The sequence below is a fragment of the Parashewanella sp. 2304DJ23-3 genome (assembly GCF_056591695.1).
On sequence record NZ_JBWQOH010000002.1, the window covers coordinates 102,532 to 124,055 of the forward strand.

The 21,524-nt window shown below is 35.1% G+C and carries 21 protein-coding genes; 1 reads left to right on the top strand and 20 read right to left on the bottom strand.

The features are described from left to right. Window positions 1-21 precede the first annotated feature (21 nt). On the top strand, window positions 22-564 hold the full coding sequence (locus AC1EU2_RS06340; RefSeq protein ID WP_480297191.1) for a hypothetical protein: 543 nt from the start codon (window positions 22-24) through the stop codon (window positions 562-564). A gap of 22 nt (window positions 565-586) precedes the next feature. Here the strand turns inward: AC1EU2_RS06340 and rfbA are convergent, their stop codons facing one another. From rfbA to AC1EU2_RS06440, 20 genes are all read right to left on the bottom strand, one after another. Then, a complete protein-coding gene (gene rfbA / locus AC1EU2_RS06345; RefSeq protein ID WP_480297192.1) occupies window positions 587-1,453 on the bottom strand; it encodes a glucose-1-phosphate thymidylyltransferase RfbA in 867 nt (288 codons plus the stop codon). Beyond that, complete coding sequence (rfbB, locus tag AC1EU2_RS06350; protein ID WP_480297193.1) at window positions 1,450-2,517, bottom strand: dTDP-glucose 4,6-dehydratase; 1,068 nt, start codon at window positions 2,515-2,517, stop codon at window positions 1,450-1,452. The genes rfbA and rfbB overlap by 4 nt, the downstream gene beginning before the upstream one ends. Window positions 2,518-2,624: 107 nt before the next feature. Continuing rightward, window positions 2,625-3,509, bottom strand: coding sequence for a UTP--glucose-1-phosphate uridylyltransferase GalU (gene galU, locus AC1EU2_RS06355; protein WP_480297195.1), 885 nt, complete (start codon window positions 3,507-3,509; stop codon window positions 2,625-2,627). 122 nt (window positions 3,510-3,631) lie between these two features. Next, window positions 3,632-4,636, bottom strand: coding sequence for an NAD-dependent epimerase (locus tag AC1EU2_RS06360; RefSeq protein ID WP_480297196.1), 1,005 nt, complete (start codon window positions 4,634-4,636; stop codon window positions 3,632-3,634). 62 nt (window positions 4,637-4,698) lie between these two features. Next, on the bottom strand, window positions 4,699-5,865 hold the full coding sequence (locus tag AC1EU2_RS06365) for a nucleotide sugar dehydrogenase (protein ID WP_480297197.1): 1,167 nt from the start codon (window positions 5,863-5,865) through the stop codon (window positions 4,699-4,701). Beyond that, complete coding sequence (locus AC1EU2_RS06370; RefSeq protein WP_480297199.1) at window positions 5,862-7,307, bottom strand: phosphomannomutase; 1,446 nt, start codon at window positions 7,305-7,307, stop codon at window positions 5,862-5,864. Before AC1EU2_RS06370 ends, AC1EU2_RS06365 begins: the two co-directional genes overlap by 4 nt. Then, window positions 7,304-8,719 (bottom strand): mannose-1-phosphate guanylyltransferase/mannose-6-phosphate isomerase, encoded by a 1,416-nt coding sequence (locus tag AC1EU2_RS06375; protein WP_480297200.1) that lies wholly within the window; start codon window positions 8,717-8,719, stop codon window positions 7,304-7,306. The genes AC1EU2_RS06370 and AC1EU2_RS06375 overlap by 4 nt, the downstream gene beginning before the upstream one ends. Before the next feature lie 9 nt (window positions 8,720-8,728). Beyond that, the gene (locus AC1EU2_RS06380) at window positions 8,729-9,922 is read right to left on the bottom strand and encodes a glycosyltransferase family 4 protein (protein WP_480297202.1); all 1,194 of its coding nucleotides are present in this window, start codon (window positions 9,920-9,922) and stop codon (window positions 8,729-8,731) included. 109 nt (window positions 9,923-10,031) lie between these two features. Continuing rightward, window positions 10,032-11,363, bottom strand: coding sequence for a hypothetical protein (locus tag AC1EU2_RS06385; protein ID WP_480297204.1), 1,332 nt, complete (start codon window positions 11,361-11,363; stop codon window positions 10,032-10,034). A 1-nt stretch (window position 11,364) separates the two neighbouring features. Further along, window positions 11,365-12,420 (bottom strand): glycosyltransferase family 4 protein, encoded by a 1,056-nt coding sequence (locus AC1EU2_RS06390; protein ID WP_480297206.1) that lies wholly within the window; start codon window positions 12,418-12,420, stop codon window positions 11,365-11,367. Between the two features lie 10 nt (window positions 12,421-12,430). Then, entirely contained in the window at window positions 12,431-12,964 is a 534-nt protein-coding gene (locus AC1EU2_RS06395) for a serine O-acetyltransferase (RefSeq protein WP_480297207.1), read from the bottom strand. Further along, a complete protein-coding gene (locus AC1EU2_RS06400) occupies window positions 12,957-14,684 on the bottom strand; it encodes an ATP-binding cassette domain-containing protein (protein WP_480297208.1) in 1,728 nt (575 codons plus the stop codon). Before AC1EU2_RS06400 ends, AC1EU2_RS06395 begins: the two co-directional genes overlap by 8 nt. Further along, window positions 14,681-15,994: a surface carbohydrate biosynthesis protein gene (locus tag AC1EU2_RS06405; RefSeq protein ID WP_480297210.1), complete on the bottom strand. Its 1,314-nt coding sequence runs from the start codon at window positions 15,992-15,994 to the stop codon at window positions 14,681-14,683. The genes AC1EU2_RS06400 and AC1EU2_RS06405 overlap by 4 nt, the downstream gene beginning before the upstream one ends. A gap of 11 nt (window positions 15,995-16,005) precedes the next feature. Further along, window positions 16,006-16,545, bottom strand: a complete 540-nt coding sequence (locus tag AC1EU2_RS06410; protein WP_480297212.1) for an acyltransferase — start codon at window positions 16,543-16,545, stop codon at window positions 16,006-16,008. Then, on the bottom strand, window positions 16,532-17,314 hold the full coding sequence (locus AC1EU2_RS06415; protein ID WP_480297213.1) for a HisA/HisF-related TIM barrel protein: 783 nt from the start codon (window positions 17,312-17,314) through the stop codon (window positions 16,532-16,534). The genes AC1EU2_RS06410 and AC1EU2_RS06415 overlap by 14 nt, the downstream gene beginning before the upstream one ends. Next, window positions 17,314-17,925 (bottom strand): imidazole glycerol phosphate synthase subunit HisH, encoded by a 612-nt coding sequence (gene hisH / locus AC1EU2_RS06420; protein WP_480297215.1) that lies wholly within the window; start codon window positions 17,923-17,925, stop codon window positions 17,314-17,316. The genes AC1EU2_RS06415 and hisH overlap by 1 nt, the downstream gene beginning before the upstream one ends. After that, complete coding sequence (locus tag AC1EU2_RS06425) at window positions 17,922-19,064, bottom strand: N-acetyl sugar amidotransferase (RefSeq protein ID WP_480297217.1); 1,143 nt, start codon at window positions 19,062-19,064, stop codon at window positions 17,922-17,924. Before AC1EU2_RS06425 ends, hisH begins: the two co-directional genes overlap by 4 nt. Before the next feature lie 16 nt (window positions 19,065-19,080). Continuing rightward, window positions 19,081-19,851, bottom strand: coding sequence for an oxidoreductase (locus tag AC1EU2_RS06430; protein ID WP_480297218.1), 771 nt, complete (start codon window positions 19,849-19,851; stop codon window positions 19,081-19,083). After that, complete coding sequence (locus AC1EU2_RS06435) at window positions 19,844-20,539, bottom strand: acylneuraminate cytidylyltransferase family protein (RefSeq protein WP_480297220.1); 696 nt, start codon at window positions 20,537-20,539, stop codon at window positions 19,844-19,846. Before AC1EU2_RS06435 ends, AC1EU2_RS06430 begins: the two co-directional genes overlap by 8 nt. Before the next feature lie 15 nt (window positions 20,540-20,554). Beyond that, window positions 20,555-21,523 carry a Gfo/Idh/MocA family protein gene (locus AC1EU2_RS06440; RefSeq protein ID WP_480297222.1) on the bottom strand — a complete coding sequence of 323 codons (969 nt, stop codon included), beginning with the start codon at window positions 21,521-21,523 and terminating at the stop codon, window positions 20,555-20,557. Between the last annotated feature and the right edge of the window lies 1 nt (window position 21,524).

A 21,524-nucleotide genomic window follows, 5' to 3' on the forward strand; every position in this document is an offset into this window, starting at 1 on the left:
CAAACATTACTGGGTTTACATATGTATAAAAAGATATTCGGATTACTCGGCTTACTTACACTTGTCAGTCAGAACGTTATGGCAAAAACAGACATTGAGTTATCTCTTTCAGCAGTTCAAACCAATTTAAATATCGGTGAAAAGAGAGGCCCAACACCGAAAGTAAAAGACGATGCTAAAACCATTAATTTAGCCATTGGCGCTTATCGATGGGTTACCGAAGACAGTGCGTGGGGCGTTGTCGTTGAATACGCTAAGCCATTTGACAGAGATGATGCCTTTCCGGGCAGTGGTACTACAATTGGCATTCGCCCTGTGAACTGGCGCTATCAGTGGACAAACAACCTATCGAGTGAACTCTTTGTCGGTGCGGCAAAATACAGCTGGAAAAAAGCGGCGATTGGTTATTATACCGGTGCAGAGCTTTCATATGCTCCACGAAAGTCCGCATTCAGAGTAGGATTACAATTAAAGTATTATCGTGATCTTGCCTACGACACAAGCAATGGTGACTTGTTCGTAAACGGACCGAGTTACGGTCTAGTATTTGGCTATAAGTTTTAATTAAACCTTTACTCACTCCTGTTTACGCAGGAGTGAGTAACTTCTTTAAATATTGACCATATTCATTTTGTTGCATCGAATCTGCTATTTGGGATAAATGCTGTTCGCTAATCCAACCATTTCGCCAAGCAATTTCTTCAAGACAAGCCACCTTTAACCCTTGAACATGTTCAATCGTTTGAACAAATGAAGAAGCTTCATGTAAACTTTCTGGCGTTCCAGTATCTAGCCATGCAAATCCGCGCCCCAATAATTCAACGTTTAAAGCGTCTTGCTTTAGATACATTTGATTAATGTCCGTTATCTCAAGCTCTCCACGAGCAGACGGTGTTAATCGTTTAGCAAAATCCACAACCCGATTATCGTAAAAATACAAACCCGTTACAGCAAATTCAGATTTGGTTTTTTTAGGCTTTTCAACTATCGCAATGACATTACCGTCAATATCAAACTCAACGACACCAAAACGTTGTGGCTGTTTAACTTGATGAATAAACAAGGTCGCATTAACGTTTTTGGCTGCATCTTTTAACATTTTCGAAAATGATTGCCCATAAAAGATATTGTCACCAAGGATTAACGATACACTATCACCATTAATAAACGCTTCTGCCAGAATAAAAGCTTGGGCAATCCCTTCAGGCTTAGGTTGAGCCACATAAGTAAAATCTACTCCAAATTGAGAGCCATCTCCTAATAAGTGCTTAAAGTTGGCTTGTTCATCTGGCGTGGTGATAATCAAGATTTCACGTATCCCTGCCAACATAAGTGTCGAAATAGGATAATAGATCATTGGCTTATTATAAACGGGCAACAATTGTTTCGAGGTGCCCAACGTTATTGGGTGTAACCGAGTGCCTGTACCTCCCGCTAATACGATGCCTTTCATTCCGTCTGCCCTAAACGCTGAAGCTGATAATCACCAGTTAAAATAGGTTGCCACCAAGCCTTATTGTCTAAGTACCACTGAACCGTTTTTCTCAAACTGCTTTCAAAAGATTGTTCAGGCTTCCAGTTAAGTTCAGTTCGAATTTTAGTGGCATCAATGGCATATCGCACATCATGCCCTGGTCTGTCTTTTACGAAACTAATTAAATCTCGATATTGTGTAATCCCCTTCGGTTTATTCGGCGCAATGTCTTCTAATATCTGACAAATCATTTCAATAACCTCAATATTCATTTTTTGGTTATTCGCACCAATATTGTATGTCTCACCGATACGACCGCTTCGTAAAACCTCCAGTAAAGCTTTTGCATGGTCATTAACATCTAACCAGTCTCTGACCTGCTGGCCATTACCATAAACAGTGAGAGGCTTCCCTTTAATTGCACTCAGAATCATATTGGGGATCAGTTTTTCAGGAAATTGATAACAGCCAAAGTTATTCGAGCAATTTGTCACTAATACAGGCAAACCATAAGTTGCAGCCCAAGCTCGTACTAAATGATCAGAACTTGCTTTACTGGCAGAATAAGGGTTATTCGGGGAATAGGCTGACATTTCAGTAAATAATCCCTGTGAGCTTTTTAAATCACCATAAACTTCATCGGTAGACACATGATGAAAACGAAATATTTTTTGCTTATCAATACTAAGGCTCTGAAAATACAACCTCGACACTTGCAATAAATTGAAAGTACCAACAATATTGGTTTCAATAAACAAAGACGCATCTTCAATTGAACGATCTACATGAGACTCCGCAGCTAAGTGCATTACAACATCGGGTTGATGTCGTTTAAATACCGAATCCACGCCCTTGTAGTCTCTAATATCTACTTTCTCAAATGTATAGCGACCAGTATAAACATCGGCATTAGGAATTGAAGAAAGCGTACCTGCATAAGTTAACGCATCAAGGTTGATGACTGAATGAGTCGTGTCTTTCAGAATATGACGAATTAAGGCACTACCGATAAAACCTGCACCACCAGTGATAAGTATTTTCATTTATCAGTCGCTAACCTTTTAAAAGAGCAAGATAGTAATTTTACAATGAAACACATATAAAAAAACCAGCAGAATGCTGGTTTAACTATAAATAGACAAATGAGCGCTTAATCAATAAGCATTTGCTTTAAAGCGGCTTTAAAGTCAGCCCCTAATTTAGGATCGTTTAATCCGTATTCAACGAAAGCTTTTGCGTAGCCCAGTTTATCACCGCAGTCATGTGATTTCCCTGACATATGGAATGCTTCAACCGTTTCTTGCTCGATTAACATATCAATGGCATCAGTCAGCTGGATTTCATCACCTGCACCCATTGGCGTTTTTTCAAGTAATGGCCAGATATTTTGTGATAATACATAACGTCCAACAACCGCTAAATTTGATGGTGCTTCTTCCACTTGTGGCTTTTCGACCATGCTGCTTATCTTTGTTGATGCACCTTCAGCGACTTCAACACCATTACAATCTGCAATGCCGTATTTATTAACGTCTTGCTTAGGTACTGGTGCAACCATAATCTGACTAGCATGATCATTAATAAATCGAGCTTTCATTGCGGCAAGATTTTCTGTTTTTTGGTCAGCCGTATACTCATCTAAAATAACATCAGGAAGCACCACCATAAATGGATTATCACCAATACACGGTTTAGCGCACAACACTGCATGCCCCAAGCCTTTAGCTTCACCTTGACGTACATGCATAATGGTGACGTCTTTAGGGCAAATAGCTTGGACTTCTTCTAACAACTGACGTTTAACACGTTTCTCTAGCGTCGACTCAAGCTCATATTGCTTATCAAAATGGTTTTCAATGGCATTTTTACTGGCGTGAGTCACCAATACAATTTGTTTAACGCCAGCAGCTACGCATTCGTTAACTATATATTGGATCAACGGCTTATCAACCAAAGGTAACATCTCCTTTGGAATGGCTTTTGTTGCAGGCAACATCCGGGTTCCTAGACCCGCAACAGGAATTACTGCTTTCATTTAACTTATTATTCCTTTAATTTATTTTACTGTTCAAAGTTAAGGTAACTTAAATATTATTTGACGTCATACCAGAGAAATCGGTTATCCAGCGACGTTGATTACTTTAACTTTTTAAATAATCAAACTGAATAAAATGCTTTATACCATTTAACTAGCTCGGCCACACCCTCTTTAACTGAAACTTGAGGTTTATATCCAGTAACATCAAATAAATCTTGAGTATCTGCAAAGGTACGATATACATCACCAGGTTGCATACCTCGAAAGTTTTTCTTAGCTTCAATACCCAGTTCAGACTCAATGGTTTCTACAAATTCCATTAAATTTATGGGTGAACCATTTCCAATATTATAAACCGAATAAGGTGCAGAGCTAGTAGCTGGCGTGCCAGACTCAACTTTCCAGGTATCGTTTCGATTTGGTATTACATCTGCGATACGAACGATACCTTCAACAATGTCATCAACATGAGTAAAGTCACGCCACATATCGCCGTTGTTATTAATATCGATAGTATCACCATCAATAATTTTTTTTGTGAATATAAAAGGTGCCATATCAGGGCGACCCCAAGCACCGTAAACAGTGAAAAATCGAAGGCCTGTGGTTGGAATATCATAGAGATGTGAGTAACTATGAGACATCAGCTCATTAGCTTTCTTCGTCGCAGCATACAAAGATACAGGATGGTCAACTGTGTCTGCTGTTGAAAATGGTACTTTTTCATTTAAACCATACACAGAACTTGAAGAAGCATAAATCAGATGTTTAACATTATTTTGCCTGCAACCTTCAAGAATATTCAAATATCCAACAAGGTTTGAGTCAGCATAAGCGTGAGGGTTTTCGATAGAATAACGTACACCAGCTTGCGCTGCTAAATGAATCACTCGGTCGAATTTTTCAGCCGCAAACAACGATTCAATAGTAGATCTATCGGCTAAATCCATTTTAATAAACGTAAAACGTTCATGCTCAATTCTGGCTAATCTGGCTGCTTTTAGAGAAACATCATAATAATCATTGATATTGTCAATCCCGATGACATCGTGGCCTTGAGATGTAAGGTTTTCGACAGTTGCACTGCCAATAAAGCCTGCAGCACCGGTAACTAAGTACTTCATATTTTTCCTAAAAATAAAAGCCAGCTAGAGCTGGCTTAGTTTATAGCGATTTTAATTAAACATTAGTCTGAACCGAATAAATCTCTTGTATAAACTTTATCTTCAACATCTCGAATATCATCGACCATTCTGTTTGAAACAATAATATCAGATAAAGCTTTAAATTCATCCAATGATTTAACAACTTTAGAATGATAAAACTCAGAATCTTCAAGTTCAGGTTCAAACACTACCACCTCAATGCCTTTAGCTTTGATTCGCTTCATAATCCCTTGAATGCTCGATGCACGAAAGTTATCAGAGCCAGATTTCATAATTAAGCGATAAATCCCGACAACTTCAGGCTTTTTAGAAATGATAGAGTCCGCGATGAAGTCTTTTCGGGTAGTGTTAGCATCAACAATTGCGCTGATAAGATTATTCGGTACATCTTTGTAATTTGCACGAAGCTGCTTGGTGTCTTTTGGTAAACAATAGCCACCATAACCAAACGAAGGGTTATTGTAATGCGTACCAATGCGAGGATCTAAGCCCACACCTTCAATAATTTGGCGTGAATCTAAACCATGAGCTTCAGCATACGAATCCAGCTCATTGAAGTAAGCCACACGCATAGCTAAATAAGTATTAGAAAACAATTTTATTGCTTCAGCTTCTGTCGAGTCGGTAAACAAAACATCAATGTCTTTTTTTATTGCTCCCTCTACCAAAAGAGATGCGAATTGTTCTGCACGTTCGGTTCGCTCACCAATAACAATTCGAGATGGGTATAAGTTGTCGTGTAAAGCTTTACCTTCACGAAGGAACTCAGGTGAAAAGATAATATTATTCGTATCAAACTCTTTTTTAATTTTTTCTGTGAAACCAACGGGAAACGTAGATTTTATCACCATGACAGCATTCGGGTTTATTTCAAGTACATCAGAGATTACGGACTCAACAGAAGAGGTATTAAAATAATTAGTCTCAACATCGTAATCAGTTGGTGTTGCTATAATAATAAACTCAGCGTTGTCGTATGCAAAATGTTTGTCTGCAGTTGCATATAAATTAAGGTTCTTTTCTCTCAAATAGCATTCAATTTCATTATCTACAATAGGGGATAATTTATTATTAAGTAAATCTATTTTATTTTGCAAAATATCTAAAGTCACAACTTCATTATTTTGCGCTAATAAGATAGCATTAGATAAGCCAACGTACCCCGTACCTACAACGGCTATTTTCATAAGTTTTCCTCGTATAAACTAACAATAGCATTCAAGATATAGTTGGCTAAATAATCAGCTCTAGTTGTTGAGTAGGATTCAATATAACAGCGAAGTTCAGGTGCATTACCCGATGGTCTTAAGTGAACCACTTCACCATTGTTCAACATCATACGTAGACCATCAGTGACATTAACACTACTTACACTATACTTAGACTCGGAAAGGCCAAGTGTAGATAATAACTCATTAGGATTTTCACAACCTCTTTGAATAATCTTCGTACTACAACTTAGTGGAAAGTTCTGTATTCTGCCGCTCGAAGTATATATTTTAGGTAGTGATTCAACTAAATTAGAAATTGGCATATCACCTGCAGTAGCTAATACAGCAAGAACTGGAAGAACTGCATCTCTTGTAGGTAAGGCAACTAACAAGTTACCATTAATTTCAAGATCAGAGCCCAAGATGAAACCGCCATTCGCTTCAAAACCTGCTAATCGACAATTTTGGTTTTTTAAAGAGCCTAGAGACTCTATTACATACGGAGATCCAATTTTTGTGCGCTTTACTTCTTTAAAGAAACCACTTTCTTCAATAGAAGAATTACAATTGATTGGAACAGAAATAATGTCAACATGTATGCTCTTTGCAGCCAAAAGACATAAAATATCTCCCCTTAGATAAGAACCTGTCTCATCTGCTAGTAAGGGTCTGTCACCGTCACCATCAGTAGAAAAAATAGCATCTAGTCCATATTCACTTTGCCACTTTTGAGCCATCAGAATATCTGATTCAGCTACAGCTTCAGTATCAATAGGTACAAAACTGTCACTTCTACCTAAGCTCACGACTTTGGCGCCTAACTGCTCAAATAAATCAGCATAAAGATCTCTTCCCGCACTAGAATGTTCGTATATCCCGATTATTTTTCCTGCTAATGAATCACTGTGAAAAAAATCAGTATAACGGCTTAAATATGCTTTAGCCGCCCGGTCTGATGAGAGAGGTAACTCTTGGAAACTGCACTTCTGTACAGCGTGACTCTCTGAGGTAATAGCCAACTCATCAATTTTACTGATTTCACCGTCTGGCCGATAAAACTTTAAACCATTTCTATCAAATGGAATATGGCTACCAGTAACCATTATTGATGGAATTTTATCTTGTACCGAGGTCAATGCGAGTGCCGGAGTTGGTATAACTCCAAAATACTCTATAGCAATACCTAAGGATTGAGCTGCTGAAATACAAGCAGATGCAATATGCGGGCTGCTCGGTCGATTATCAATAGCAACAGCTAAACTTGTGAAGTCGAATTTTGATTGCATTACTCTAATAAAAGCTACTGTAAATGCTGCGCATACATTTGCGTCAAAGTCTGTGACTAACCCCCTAGCTCCACTTGTACCAAACAAAATTCCACTTTCTTTAATAATTTCTGAGCTAATCATTTGACTCATTTAGCTAACCTACCGTAACGATCCTCAAAGCGAATAATATCATCTTCTCCTAAATATGCCCCTGATTGAACTTCAATAAGCTCTAATGGAACCTTCCCTGGATTTTCAAGAGCGTGCACAACTCCAACAGGAATATACGTTGATTGATTTTCAGTAAGCAACAGTTCATTTTCACCATTTGTTACCTTGGCTGTTCCAGTGACAACAATCCAATGTTCTGCACGATGATGATGCATTTGAATAGATAGTTTTTCACCGGGTTGAACAGTAATTCGCTTTACTTGGAAACGTTCGCCACAATCAATTGAATCATACTTACCCCATGGCCTATATACTTCGCGGTGATGTTGCCACTCACTTCTCTTTTCAAGCTTAAGTCGCTCAACAACTGCTTTGACATTTTGTACATTTGAAAGCTTTGCTACTAGTACTGCATCTTTTGTTTCAACTACAGCTACATCATCTAAACCAATAGTAGCAACTAATCTTTCTGATGCATGTACAAATGTATTCCTACTATCTATATTGATGGAATCACCAAAGAATGAATTACCTTGAGCGTCTTTCTCCGATACATCCCAAAGAGCAGACCAACTTCCAACATCGCTCCAGCCACAGTTAATAGGCACTACGACAGCTTTTTCAGTTTTTTCCATAACAGCAAAATCAATAGAGTCATCAGGACAAGAATTAAACGCTGCTTTATTAACTCTGATAAAATCAAGATCCGTAAGAGTAACTTCCATTGCTAGTTCGCAAGCACACAAAATATCAGGGCTATGTGTTTTGAGTTCAGCTAAATATGTACTTGCTTTGAACAAGAACATTCCACTGTTCCAATAAAACTCTCCAGAAGAGACATATTCTTTAGCTGCGCTTAGACACGGCTTCTCAACAAAATTTTCAACTTTAAAACCAATTTCTTCACTTACCGAATCTCCGCGTTGAATGTAACCATAACCAGTCTCTGGTGAGGTTGGTACAATACCAAAAGTGACTAAATTATCAGATTCTGCTAGTGAAACACCTAGTTTGATTGCAGAACAGAACGCTGAATCATCTTTAATCAGGTGATCTGCTGCTAGAACTAATAATAATGGATCATTCCCACCTTTTAACGCTTGAAGAGCGGCTAGTGCAATAGCAGGCGCAGTGTTTCGGCCAACTGGCTCTAAAATAATACCACTTGTCTGTATAGAGCTTGCCCGCATTTGTTCCGCAACTGAAAAACGATGTTCTTCATTACAAATCACGAGCGGAGCTAAATGCTCTATTCCATTTAAACGAAGCGCAGTCTCTTGCAACATTGAATTCTCACCAGCTAAACGGAGAAATTGCTTTGGAAACTGTTGTCGAGACAATGGCCATAAACGAGATCCAGATCCACCGGCCATAATTACAGGTAATATCAAAAAAAACTCCTAAACTAATTTTTTAACTGCTGATACGAATGGTTCTAAACGACTTTCCCAAGAAAAATTATCTTCAACAAAAGAGCGCCCATTAACAGCTAGCTCATTGAATAAAACTTGATTTGTACAAATTGACAAAATGCTGTTTACAAACTCTTCTGGAGAATCTGCAACCAATAATTGCTTATTTTTCGTTGCTCCGATCCCCTCAAAACCTACTGTTGTAGTAATGCAGGGTAACCCTAAAGCCATATACTCCAGAACTTTATTTTGTACACCAGCACCAATTCTCATAGGACATACTGCGAATGATGAACTTCTTGCAGAATCAGGTATATTATCGACAGAACCTGTGACAATAACGTTTTCCTTTTTCTGTAATGATACTCGATCTTTTTCAGCAATTCTTCCGATGATTTTGAACGTGTAAAGATCACCACGTTGGTTCAGTTTCGGTAAAATCTCATCTGAAAACCAAGTTACAGCGTCCAAATTCTGTAAAGAAAGAATGTTTCCAATAAAAGCTATCTCAATGTTTTTATTATGATCTATAGTGCGCTCGAAAAAAGGTAAAGTTTGAACGTCAACGCCATTAGAACAAACCATCACATTATTTTTTTCAAATTCACTTCCGAATAAAAAATCGGCGTCAACATCTGAAACTAAACTACATAGAGAGAAATTATTTACAACTTTCTTTTCATAGCGCTCAAGCCTTTTTTGTTCTAAAGAATAAATAATGCTTTTGAAATTAAGTTTATCATTTAACTTCTTAACTCTATTATAATTCAATGAAATGGCATCTGTCATTTCTAGAATATTAACAACTCCCTCTAAATTTTTGACATAATCGCCAGTTCTTATTAGGTGAGAAAGCGTTGCATCGTGAGTTGAAATTAGGTGAGTTAGCAGTTTCTTATACTTTCTTGAGCGATAGTACGCAACTTGAAGGGGGGTATTAGATGGTATTGCAGTAAAAGCATTCAAACAAGACGTAACCTTAGAGAGATATACTCTATGAACCTCAGAAAAGACAGAATCGTCTGGAATCTCGGCATAATATTCTTCTTCAGATTCACAAAAACTTAAAAGCGTGAGACTGTAGTCTTTCGATAAAGCTTTACACAATTGATAAATCCTCAAGCGATCACCACCAACAACAGGGTAAGGAAATCGAGGAGTTAGAACTAACAATTTTTTCATAATATATTTTTAATAATTTAAATAACAAAGGAAGTCACAAATACAATAAAAATCAAAATAAATTTCCACATAGAAAAAGTAGGATTTCAATTAAAAACTGAACATATTTTTAAGATTTTTTTTCGTGAATAACAAAAATCATTGCAGGAACTAACCAATAAAACGGAAACAAGTATGATGAAAACTGTATCATATTCCCAAACATTACTGACAAACTAAAAGCACAAAGATTGAAAAGGTAAGGTTCGGAATATTTAAAATTAATACTTCTTATTACCGCAAAAAAATAAAACACTAACAAAAAAATTGAAATAAAAAATCCATTTTCAGATAAAACTCGACCATAATATGATCGCTGATCTGCGGTTTTATTTTCAACATGCTCTTTAATTTGTTTTATTTTGAAAGCGTCGGCACCAAATCGTGACATTTCGTCTTCAAAATAAAGTCCATATCTGCCTATCCCAACGCCTAAAGGGTTATCCATTGCGACTCGAAATGAAATTAAGGGATAAGAAATTCGAATAAACGCTGAACCATCTAATAAAACTAAACTTGATAGCATTTCATCAATATTATTTGTGTTCACTTGATCAACCTTTCCAAACCTAGAAAAATAATAGCTGTCATGGTTATCTTTAGATAGCGAATAAATTGTAAAAAATGAAACAATCACAATAAGGGTTATGATTACAGACTTTATTAATACTTTCAGGTTAAACTTGAACAGAATAAAATAAAAGAAAATAGAGAAGAACAGAACAGCAAGCCCTGACAAACTGAAGCACATAAGAAAAAAGAAAACTAACGAAAAAATACAAAATAGCTTCCATTTTGTTGGATTTATATTATATAAATACAATATAAATGGGAGTAAAGATATGCAAACTCTGCTAGCCCAAGCAGGCTCTGAAACTATTATTGAAAGTCTACTTGAAACTCTTCCAGAAAAAACTGTATTAAGAAAAGATTTAATTTCAAACGGTAACAATCCAATCCAGCTAAAAAAATCAAGCCATCCGACAATGACAACTGCTGTAATTGGATAAATAAAGAAGCACAAGACGCGAGTAAGACCCCATCTATAGAAAATTCTTTTTATTTCGAAATAAAAGAAAAAAGCAATAACAAATGTAATAACAGATCTAAGGAATATTAAAAGCTCTCCACCAAAAAAAGAATAAATTACAACCGCATTAATTAAAGCCAACACTCCGAAAGAAGATAAAATCAACTCATCTAGCTTTAATCTGTTATCAAGAGCAATCTTTTTTAAAAAAAACAAACATCCTAAAATAGAAAGTATATAAACTGATATAGGTCTAAAAGTGCCAGGAAGAAAAGGTAAACTCCAGAATGGCAATAAAAATAATGCACAACTGATATAAATAGTGGACAAAGAGATTCTATGATCAGAAGGAGAAACGAAACCATTCTTCATATCATTTTAGTCCAAAAAGTATTCGGATGTTTTTTGCAAAAAGTATTGAACTGAAATTTGCTGATTTCAAATAATTTTTATATAACGAACGCTCTCTATAATAATCAGATGATGTATTCCACTTCTTGAGTAAATCATTCATGTCAGCCCCACTGTCATTGATTTTAAAGATAAACTCAGCAGAGATCCCCGTATCAATATTTTCTTGAATATCACTGCAAAAACAAGGATATTTTGAAGCCATAGCTTCTAATAAAACATTTGGAGATCCTTCAGATAAAGATGGGTGCAATATACAAAAATTATTTCTGTAGATATCTGCAATAGAACTTTTTCCGCAAAATACAATATTACAACCATGCTTAATAGAAAGGGCGCTTAAAACATCTTTATATCCTTCTTCCTCTCCTGAATAATAGACATTCACAGTGTAATCTTCGAAGTCAAGGTTATTTATTATATAAGAAATATTTTTCTCAGGAGACAATCTAGATACCACAGCTATATTTTTGTGACGATTATTAGCACCTTTTGTATAGCTAACCGGCTTTACAAAATTTGGAATATGAATCACTTTATTAGATATTGACTCGAAGAATGTAAATAAACTTTTTCCATTTACCACAAATAAATCAACAAAAATAGACATGAATTTATACAAAGGTTTTCTAGAAATAGTTTGAGGTGACAAAATCCTTTCAGAATAAATTAGTTTCAACTTCCAAAGCAAAACTTTAGCAAATACTATAGGAAAAAGATATAAGGAATAAAAATATAAGTAATTGGGTTTGAACTTTATAATATCAAACAAGCACTTTATCAATACACATAAAATACTTATTCGTTTACTATTAATAGGATCGATAAAATACTCTTTAACATTAACACCACGATCAAGTAGTAATTTCTTATAACTGTCTCCTTCACTACCTGAAGATAATACTCCAACACTCAGATTTACATTATCGTCATCAGCAAGAACGTCAATTAATTCTCTAAACTGCTTTTCAGCTCCTCCATGTGATAAATATGGAGCAAACAACATAATTTTATTCAATTTAATTCCATTATAACTTTACAGCAGGAATTCCTGCATATTTTCCAGGCTCATCTATGCTCTTAAGAACTACACTATTAGCGCCAATTATGCACTTATCTACTACTTTTATCCCACCTAGTATACGTGTACCACAGCCAACAATTACATCATCTCCAATTTCTGGCATTAAATCTACTCCGCCCACATTCTTGTTGCCAATATTAATAGAATTAAACAAATAAACTCTATTTCCAATTTTCACCTTTGGACCAATGATTAACCCAATATGATGGCCAATTTTAAAAGAACTTCCAATTTTTGCCTCAGGATGAATATCACTGGAATACTTTCTTTTTGCTAATAGGTACCAAATAAACCCGAAATACTTTAAATATCTAGTATTATAAATAGATGAATAACATCTATAAGATAAAACGAGTCTAAACTCTGGAGAAAAAAAACAGTAGATAATTTTTATAAATGTAAGTTTTTTATTTGACGCATAATACTTGAAACAATGCGCTTCCATATCCATTTTAATTAATTGAAAAAAATTAGTCATTTATTGACTCCCTCTCTCTACATACTCCTTTGTCTATTTCAAAAAATCTAGTGCAATTTTTTAAGGTTGTAACTCTATGAGCAATCATTATAATAGTTTTATCTTTAAATATATCTTCAATCATATCTATGATTCTCGCTTCAGTAGCAGTATCTAATGCACTAGTTGCTTCATCAAGAACAACTATCTCTGTATCTATATTATATAATGCCCTAGCAATTCCAATCCTTTGAACTTGTCCTCCCGAAAGAAATGCACCTCTTTCTCCCACAAGACTATGAACACCTAACTCCAACTTATTCACAACTTCGTCTAATTTTGTTTGCTTAATTACCCATTCGAGGCGATCGTAATCGATACTATCAATATCAATACCAAAAGCGATATTTTCAGCAATAGTTCGGTCTGTCAAAAATATTTGCTGAGAGACGTAAGCTATTCGCTCCTGGAATTCTTTAACTGCTAAACTATTAATAAGTTGATTATTCAAGTATACATTTCCTCTCGGTACCAATAGCCCCAAGAAAATATCAATTAATGTCGATTTACCAGAACCTGATGCACCATATACACCAATAACGTCACCTTTGTTAATAGTGCAAGTTAGCATATCAATTACGTCATTGTCTGACGATGGATAGCTATAAGAAATATTTTCAAATTTCAAACTATGAAAGTTAGAAAAAGAGTTTGAAAGGCTTTCGAACCTCGCTTGTCTTATATCAAGCATATCTGCCAATAAATTTAATGTGTACTCATGTGCTTTTATGCTTGAAAATGATTGATATATTATTTGAATAGCTGGCAAAAGCTTTATAGCAATCAGAGCGAAAACGGCGAAGAGCTCTGTATATTGCTGAGAATCACCTGAGGAGAGAATTACAACCGATATTGCAGCAAGTGTACAACCAAAAGCTATAAACTCAATAATATATTTAGGAACGGCCATATAAAACTGATTTGTTGATAATTTTTTGGACAGAGTCTCACCCACTTCTACAAAAGATGTTGAGAAAGGTTTGACATCAAACTTCAAAGAAATTTCTTTTTTAGAGCCAACAATTTCATTTACAAGCTTTATTCTTTCTTGGTATGAATCAGTGATAACCTTTGAACTTTTAGATAACTTCTCTTTTACTAATATAAAAATCCCAATATATAATATTGACAAAGAACCCATTGATATTATTGCTATTTGAGGATTATAAACAAGTATGAATATGGAAACTATAGCAATTAATGCTAGTTTCGAATTGACTTGTAGAAAAGGGACCAAAAAACCTAATGCGAATCGATTAGTTTCTGTTCCGATTACATTAATTAATTTTGAACTGTTTGATACAAGATGTTCTTGCCAATCCGCTTTCAGATATTTATTGTAAATATTATTCCCACAGTTAATACCACAAGAAACTGAGTATTGAGATATAGACTTCACAAGCAAAATCGAAGTAATTGAAGAGATTAAAAGTAAAACTATTAAAACTATACCTATGATTCCTAACAATAGTGTTTCATCAACATCTCCAATATACTTTGTCAACACAATATAAGAATCTGATTGTTTCAGAATAGATATATCATTCACAATTCTAATATATGGAATAACAACTACTATTGAAAAAAACTCTAACATTGACACTAAAAATATTTTTAGTTGAATACGAACTAATTTCTTTTTATCACTTTCTGATAGTATTTTTAAAAGTTTTTTTATCATAATTTTTTTATCGAAAAAACATCAATTCCCACTCTATTAACTTCTACTTCAACATCAATCGAATCAGCTATTCTTTTTACCACCAACTCTATGTCATTCATTTTTTGCAAAGGAAATTTTTTCCTTGAGTAGCAACTTTTAATCTTTATTTTATTTAAAAGCAATTTAATCAATTGCTTACTATAAAATAAAGCAACACTGTGAAAGTTGAGGTCATTCTGCTTATTAAACTTACAGCTTTCAAATGAAGCAATATGTTTTGCGATAATCTCTGCAGAATATTCAGTTTCATTAAAATAAACAATTTTGTTTAGTTTTTCTCTGATATTGGAGTTTTTTAATCCACTAGATGTTAAAAGTTTATTCAACGAATCTATTACTTCAGAAGAACTCTTACATGTTATTCCTAGTTCGTTTGAATGAATTAAATCTACACATTCATCCTCATAAGGTTGAAATGATATAACGGGTGTGCCTAATGCTGCACTTTCCACACTGGTAGTACAACCGTTATGAATCATAACATCAGCTAACTCAAGCCAATTTGATATTGGGTACTCTTTCGAAATAATAATATTGCTACTTTTACAAATACACTTCCAAATGTCGGGGCTTTCTGATGGGTGAGGTCTTACCACGATTTTATGTTCAGGAAACTTTTCAGCTAGAGCATTGGGTAATTTAAGTAATTCTTTGAATATTTTATTAGAGTGCTCATCAAACTTTGAAAAAAAGTCTTTTGATTTATCAGAACTCAAATAGCCGTTACTCTCTAAGAGCTTTTCATAATTTAAGCCATCGACTGGGTTTACATCTCCAAATCTTGACACAATGAGTATTACAGGCTTTCTATCTACTAAACGTTCTATCTCTTTTTTATTATTTGTTGAAATAGCTTTAAACTTTGTTTTATACAAATCAAATCTGGGGTTACCAGTTATTACTGCCTTAGAGCCATTTTTAAAATAATGTGGTAATGTTGATAACTCTAAATCACCATTAATAAAAAATTTTTCAACCAATGAATATGTTTGCGAAGAAAATCTAGAGTTAATAGATGGATCATTGATAGGTGGTAGTATTCCTTCTTCATCAAGACTGTAAACTTTATGACCGTCACTTTTCAAGGTTTCTATTTTATTAGCTTCAAAAGATGCTGCACTTTTCAAAAGAATATGTCCAGGTTTGCTAGCTCTAAAGAATATCTCCTCATCACGGCCAATAATACATTCTTCAAAGCCTTCTTTGAGTGAATATATCGAGATTAAAAGTCTGGATAAAAACTCTCTATTATAGACTTCAACTGGCATATATAATATATTCATATTTCTTTGATAACTCTCACTGGGTGTCCAACTGCAACGCTAAAGTCAGGTATACTTTTATTTACTAAGCTACCCGCTCCAACGACAGAGTTTTTACCAATAGTTACACCTGGTAATATTATTGAATTTGCGCCTATCCAAGCACCTTCTTTAATTAGAATACCTTCTGATGGATAATACCCTTGTTCAATTAACGGAATATCTCTTCGATCAAATTTATGATTATTTACATAAAAATGAACCCCTGAGCCCATCATTACATTATCCTCAATAACTACTTGAGCGAACTCGTCCGCAAATATCATTGTATTTGGACGAACCACAACATTTTTTCCTAAAGATATATTAGAACAACAAACTGCGTATGCCCCTGGTCTAAAATCTGTACTCATTGAAAATTTTTTAAACTTACTCTTACATAATTTCTTCATTGATGATGAAAAATATAACTTCCAATGTGTGAAAGGCAGATCTGGACCAAGACGATCCGTTTCTTTACAAAATTTATATTTTTTAAATATATCAAAGAGCAACATCTTTCCACCTTGCAAGATTCACCTTATTCTCCAATAAATGCATACGTGCATTAGGCAAGCCATTACCGATAAAGTTGAATAAGTTAGCCGTTGCAACTGCAGAAACATTTTTAATTTGAATTCCTTCAAAAAGATGCTTCTCATTACCAGCCCCTCCCATTAAAATCAACGGAACTTTAAATAAATCACTTATGTCTACAATCGTTTCAAGATCAAGACCAAAACCAGTACCATCGTTATCAATAGAATTAAGTATCACCTCTCCAACTCCTAGATCTTGAATTTGATCTATGTACTGTTCAAATGGAATATCTATTGCCTCAGTACCATCATTAATAAATACAACTCTAACTCCGTCAACTATTTTATAATCGATACATGCGACTAAACTCTGGGAGCCATATTTATCAGTGATTTCATTTATAAGCTTTGGATCTAAAAATAAGGCACTATTCAATACGACTTTATCTGCACCGCTTGTAAATAACAGATCTGCATCAGATAAACTTCTAATGCCTCCTCCTGCCGCAACTGGTATGAACACATCATCTACCAGGCGCTTTACAACTGAAGAAAAATCTTTAATATCCTTGTGCTTACGGGAAGCGTTTAGTACAACTAACTCATCTAATGAGAAAGAGATTTTTTGAAATTTATAATTACGCTCCAGCCAATTTATATCGCCAACACGTTGTAATCTAAAGTTGCGACTTTGCATAAAAGCGCCATCGCTATATATTAAACTAAATATTAGTCTATCTCTTAACATTAAAATAACTCTATAAAATTTTCTAACAATCTCAATCCATTTTTTTGACTTAATTCAGGATGAAATTGGACACCAGCAATGTTATTTACCTCAAAACTAGCGACAAAATTATTTATATAATCGCAATAGCCTGGATTAATATTTTTATCAGATGTCATTTTAAAACTGTGAGTAAAGTAGAAATCAGAATTCAAATCTAAACCATTATATAGTCTACTATCTACAGAAAAGCTTACTTGATTATATCCGACGTGAGGAACTTTAAATTTGTCACTTGAAAACCGTGTAACTATTCCTTCAACAAAGCCAAGGCCGCTATTTAAACCACTTTCGGTACTTGAAATGCCTAATATTTGCATTCCTAGACATATTCCTAAAATTGGCTTTTTTTTGTCAATGACTAAATTGTGCAGAACTTGATCTAATCCAAGTTCACGCACTCTTTTTATTGCCATAGAGTAGTTTCCTACTCCTGGCAATATTAATTTGTCAGCAGCTTCAAGTTCTTTTTCACAGTTTGTCACAACTATATCCGTTACTTTTATATAACGAAGAGCACTTTCAATAGAAGAAATATTTCCCATGCCATAGTCAACAATTGCTATTTTCATACTGTAAATTCTTCACCTACAGTAAACTTTGGTTCCCACAATCCATCTATCTTCTCAAATAGATCTTTGTTTGCATACTTATCTAAAACAGCATCAAACTCAGCTTTCGTCATTTCATAATACTCTAGATATAAATTAATAAACTCATGTGGATATTGATTGTCATAAGCCATTACCAAATTTAAAGCTTGATCGCGCGTCATCGCACCTCTTCTTATCTCAATACCGGCGTCTTGAGTTGCACGACCGAACCCAAACTTGAGGTACATTAAATATGCGTGTAAAGAGTATAAAGCTTGATCATTCTGAGAGAAATTAGTAAATGTACCAGCCGTACCTTCCTCTTTCTCTTTTAATCCACAATGTTCTTTGGCTACTACATAGTTTCGATATGAATCCCATGATTCAAAATAAGACCAATGGGTAAATGCTAGTTCGGATTCAGCAACTTGCTCATCACTAGGAAAATTCCAGAACGCTAAATCACCTTGCCTAACATCTTCTTGCTTCAAAACTTCTTCGAATACTTTATCGTACCCACCTTCAAAATATACCCTCTTCATATATTCAATATTATATAGCGGATTATATTTACTCTCCGTCGAACCTCCATATTCAACTTCACCATCTTCTCCATAAAATATTAAGGGTATACCAAAGTTCATTGCAGTTTGAATAACAGCGGTTTTTATGGCGATTAACCAACCGTAATAAGGGAAACCTTTTTCAATAAATCCTAACTTATTTAATTTCTGCATTATCTTTGCATCTGGAGATACATGAATATGATTAAATCCAGAATTAATAAAGTTAGATAAATTTTCATCACCCAGCTCAAGACTTAGTGCGGGTCTAATAGTTACTGCGAGAGGGTTCATTCCATATTTGTGCTTAAGAGTATAGGCAACGTAAGAACCGTCTTTTCCACCACTAACAGGTACAATACAATCAAAACCGTTACCATTACTTGAGCGATATTTATTTAGCAGCTGAGTAAGCTGTTCTTGTCTAGAGTCCCAGTCAAGTTCCTTTTTTTCTTCCTTCCAATTACATGCGTTACAACTACCATCCTCATCAAATGAAATACGAGGTCTAGTTGACATATTCAAACAAGTTTTACACCAAAATATTTTTTTCATTTTACTTCCAAAGTACTCATAAACTAAAACCGTCATCGACAATCAAATTCTGCCCTGTTAGGTATTTTGACTGAGATGAGAGTAAAAATAAAATTGAACCGATTATATCTGCGACATTCAACATTCCTTCACCGAATGTTTTAGATTTATATGCATCTAGAAATGCTTTAGGTTGGTCATCAAAAATTCCGCCAGGGCTAACGCTATTAACCCTAAAGTCACTATTATTTACGTATGTTGTTACGTACTTATTTAAATGCAAAATTGCCGACTTTATCGCTGCGTATTCAACAGGCATAGTCATCGGGGTATCATCATAAACTTCAAACTTGGGTGCTATCACGCCATAAATAGACGATATATTCACTAATGAAAAGGGAGTTTGATACTTTTTAAAGTATAGTGCACATTGCTTTGTAAATAGAAAAGCACTTCCTAAATGTAAAGAGAGGTTTTCATTAAAACTAGTTAAAGAAACATCAAAGAAGTGAGCACCATATGTTTTGTTTCTTGGATAAGTACAATTAACCGCCCCTGAAAGATCCGACGAATGTTCAAAAAAGAATTCGACTTCTGCTTCATTTGTTAGATCTAATTCCTGCAATGTTAATTTAGTATCATCAATGTTGACATTTTGTTTGGCCAAATTTTCACGCATTAAGTCTAGATTGATATCTACTGCTACAACGTTTGCACCTTGCTCTAAAACATTATGCACAAGCTGTGCTCCGAGCAAGCCACCTGCACCCACTATTAATATTTTTTGATTTGTAAGTAGATTATTCACTATTATTCTCCATCAATATTGACTCAGCTAACTTAAAATCATAAATATCATCAATATCAACGGCTCTCTCTTTCGGCACTTCAATACTTGTAACTTTCCCAGAAAATAGCCCGTTATGAGTCAATATGAATTTAGGACTTGCAACATAAACAACTGTAGTAATATCAAAAACTTCAGGAGCGTCTTGCCTGCGTGTTACATCAAACTCTGGTTTACTAACGAGTTCCACTAACTGTTCATCGGTATTAACGACCATATTAAAGAATGGACTTCGGTTAGCCGCTGTCACTGAAATACAAATATCGGCACCAACAGATTTGTGTTGTCGGATTGCAGCCTCGACATCTTCGACAGCTCTTAAAGGACTCGTTGCAGGCAAACTAACGAAACCATCGAATTCACCATAATGTTGTATTACCCATTCAATTGCATGCCTCCAAGACTGCCATTCTGGACTTTTATCTGTAGCTAGCTGGTGGGGTCTATCAATCAGAATTGCTCCAGCTTCACGTGCAACTTCAGAAATGTCTGCATCATCAGTTGAAACAAACACTGTATCTATCGATGGTGAATTAAGCGCCGTATCCACCGAATACTTTAGCAAGGGTTTTCCTGCTAACGGCTTAATATTTTTCCCTGGCAACCCTTTTGAACCACCACGAGCAAAAATAAATGCATAGTTTTTCATCTAATGAATTATCTCTTAATTGCTATTCTTTGTTTTAATTTCATTTATCAAGGACACTGTCTTGGCTCCTTCATCTACACTCACACAAGAACAATTCTGCCCTTTGATCATTTTTAAGAAATCGTTGAGCATGTTGAGATACATTTGATTTTTATCCCACTCAGAATCCGAATAAAGGATTTGTGTACCGACGGCGTTACTCAGTATTAATTTATTTTCAATCAAATCCCAATCAATTCGACCTCGGCTACCTATAAAACTGCAATGCCGACGTGCTCTTTTTTGTAAAAAATCTAAATGGATTGTGACAACTGTTTTATCGCAAGTAGAGGCTGTGATGTTTACTAAATCTTCAACATCTAAAGAAAGTTCATCAGATGAACGTAACATCGCATGTTTTATTGATAGTGACCCGAGTAGCCATTGCGTGTAATCAAGCTCGTGACTTAACTCAAACAATGCTCCTCCACCCAATTTACTATTTGCTGATACGCAATTTCGATAGTCTTTATTAGGTCGCCAATCTGGTAAATATTGCCCTATTTCTATTTGTGCATTATAAACTGAACCTAAGATACCTTCTTCCAAAAGTGATTTTAACTTCTGAGCCGAAGGTAAATAACGAAGACAATAGCCGATAGCTACAGGAGTTTTATACTTATCTATCGCTAACTTTAATTCAGTAAGATCGTCTTCTGAAGTAGCAACAGGCTTTTCAATTAGTGTAGGAGTATTGGATTCAATAAAAGGTATAGCATGAAGTGCATGGAACGGAGCTGGTGATGCAATGATAACCATTTCGACATTAGCTTCAATTAGTTCATCAACAGAGCGACATATAACGTCACTATCTGTGATAGCTTCGGTCGGAATTCGACCGCTAGCAGACATGGTGTAAACTTTTGCACTTGGGAATATTTGTTTAACATTTCTTCGATGACGAGTTGCTATATTACCTAATCCAACTACTGCTATTCTATTCATA

What these genes read in the sequence shown, in the direction of transcription:
- AC1EU2_RS06340 (WP_480297191.1), top strand. Translation starts at nt 22, where the DNA reads ATGTATAAAAAGATATTCGGATTACTCGGCTTACTTACACTTGTCAGT.
- rfbA (WP_480297192.1), bottom strand. Translation starts at nt 1,453, where the DNA reads ATGAAAGGCATCGTATTAGCGGGAGGTACAGGCACTCGGTTACACCCA.
- rfbB (WP_480297193.1), bottom strand. Translation starts at nt 2,517, where the DNA reads ATGAAAATACTTATCACTGGTGGTGCAGGTTTTATCGGTAGTGCCTTA.
- galU (WP_480297195.1), bottom strand. Translation starts at nt 3,509, where the DNA reads ATGAAAGCAGTAATTCCTGTTGCGGGTCTAGGAACCCGGATGTTGCCT.
- AC1EU2_RS06360 (WP_480297196.1), bottom strand. Translation starts at nt 4,636, where the DNA reads ATGAAGTACTTAGTTACCGGTGCTGCAGGCTTTATTGGCAGTGCAACT.
- AC1EU2_RS06365 (WP_480297197.1), bottom strand. Translation starts at nt 5,865, where the DNA reads ATGAAAATAGCCGTTGTAGGTACGGGGTACGTTGGCTTATCTAATGCT.
- AC1EU2_RS06370 (WP_480297199.1), bottom strand. Translation starts at nt 7,307, where the DNA reads ATGAGTCAAATGATTAGCTCAGAAATTATTAAAGAAAGTGGAATTTTG.
- AC1EU2_RS06380 (WP_480297202.1), bottom strand. Translation starts at nt 9,922, where the DNA reads ATGAAAAAATTGTTAGTTCTAACTCCTCGATTTCCTTACCCTGTTGTT.
- AC1EU2_RS06385 (WP_480297204.1), bottom strand. Translation starts at nt 11,363, where the DNA reads ATGAAGAATGGTTTCGTTTCTCCTTCTGATCATAGAATCTCTTTGTCC.
- AC1EU2_RS06395 (WP_480297207.1), bottom strand. Translation starts at nt 12,964, where the DNA reads ATGACTAATTTTTTTCAATTAATTAAAATGGATATGGAAGCGCATTGT.
- AC1EU2_RS06400 (WP_480297208.1), bottom strand. Translation starts at nt 14,684, where the DNA reads ATGATAAAAAAACTTTTAAAAATACTATCAGAAAGTGATAAAAAGAAA.
- AC1EU2_RS06405 (WP_480297210.1), bottom strand. Translation starts at nt 15,994, where the DNA reads ATGCCAGTTGAAGTCTATAATAGAGAGTTTTTATCCAGACTTTTAATC.
- AC1EU2_RS06410 (WP_480297212.1), bottom strand. Translation starts at nt 16,545, where the DNA reads ATGTTGCTCTTTGATATATTTAAAAAATATAAATTTTGTAAAGAAACG.
- AC1EU2_RS06415 (WP_480297213.1), bottom strand. Translation starts at nt 17,314, where the DNA reads ATGTTAAGAGATAGACTAATATTTAGTTTAATATATAGCGATGGCGCT.
- hisH (WP_480297215.1), bottom strand. Translation starts at nt 17,925, where the DNA reads ATGAAAATAGCAATTGTTGACTATGGCATGGGAAATATTTCTTCTATT.
- AC1EU2_RS06425 (WP_480297217.1), bottom strand. Translation starts at nt 19,064, where the DNA reads ATGAAAAAAATATTTTGGTGTAAAACTTGTTTGAATATGTCAACTAGA.
- AC1EU2_RS06435 (WP_480297220.1), bottom strand. Translation starts at nt 20,539, where the DNA reads ATGAAAAACTATGCATTTATTTTTGCTCGTGGTGGTTCAAAAGGGTTG.
- AC1EU2_RS06440 (WP_480297222.1), bottom strand. Translation starts at nt 21,523, where the DNA reads ATGAATAGAATAGCAGTAGTTGGATTAGGTAATATAGCAACTCGTCAT.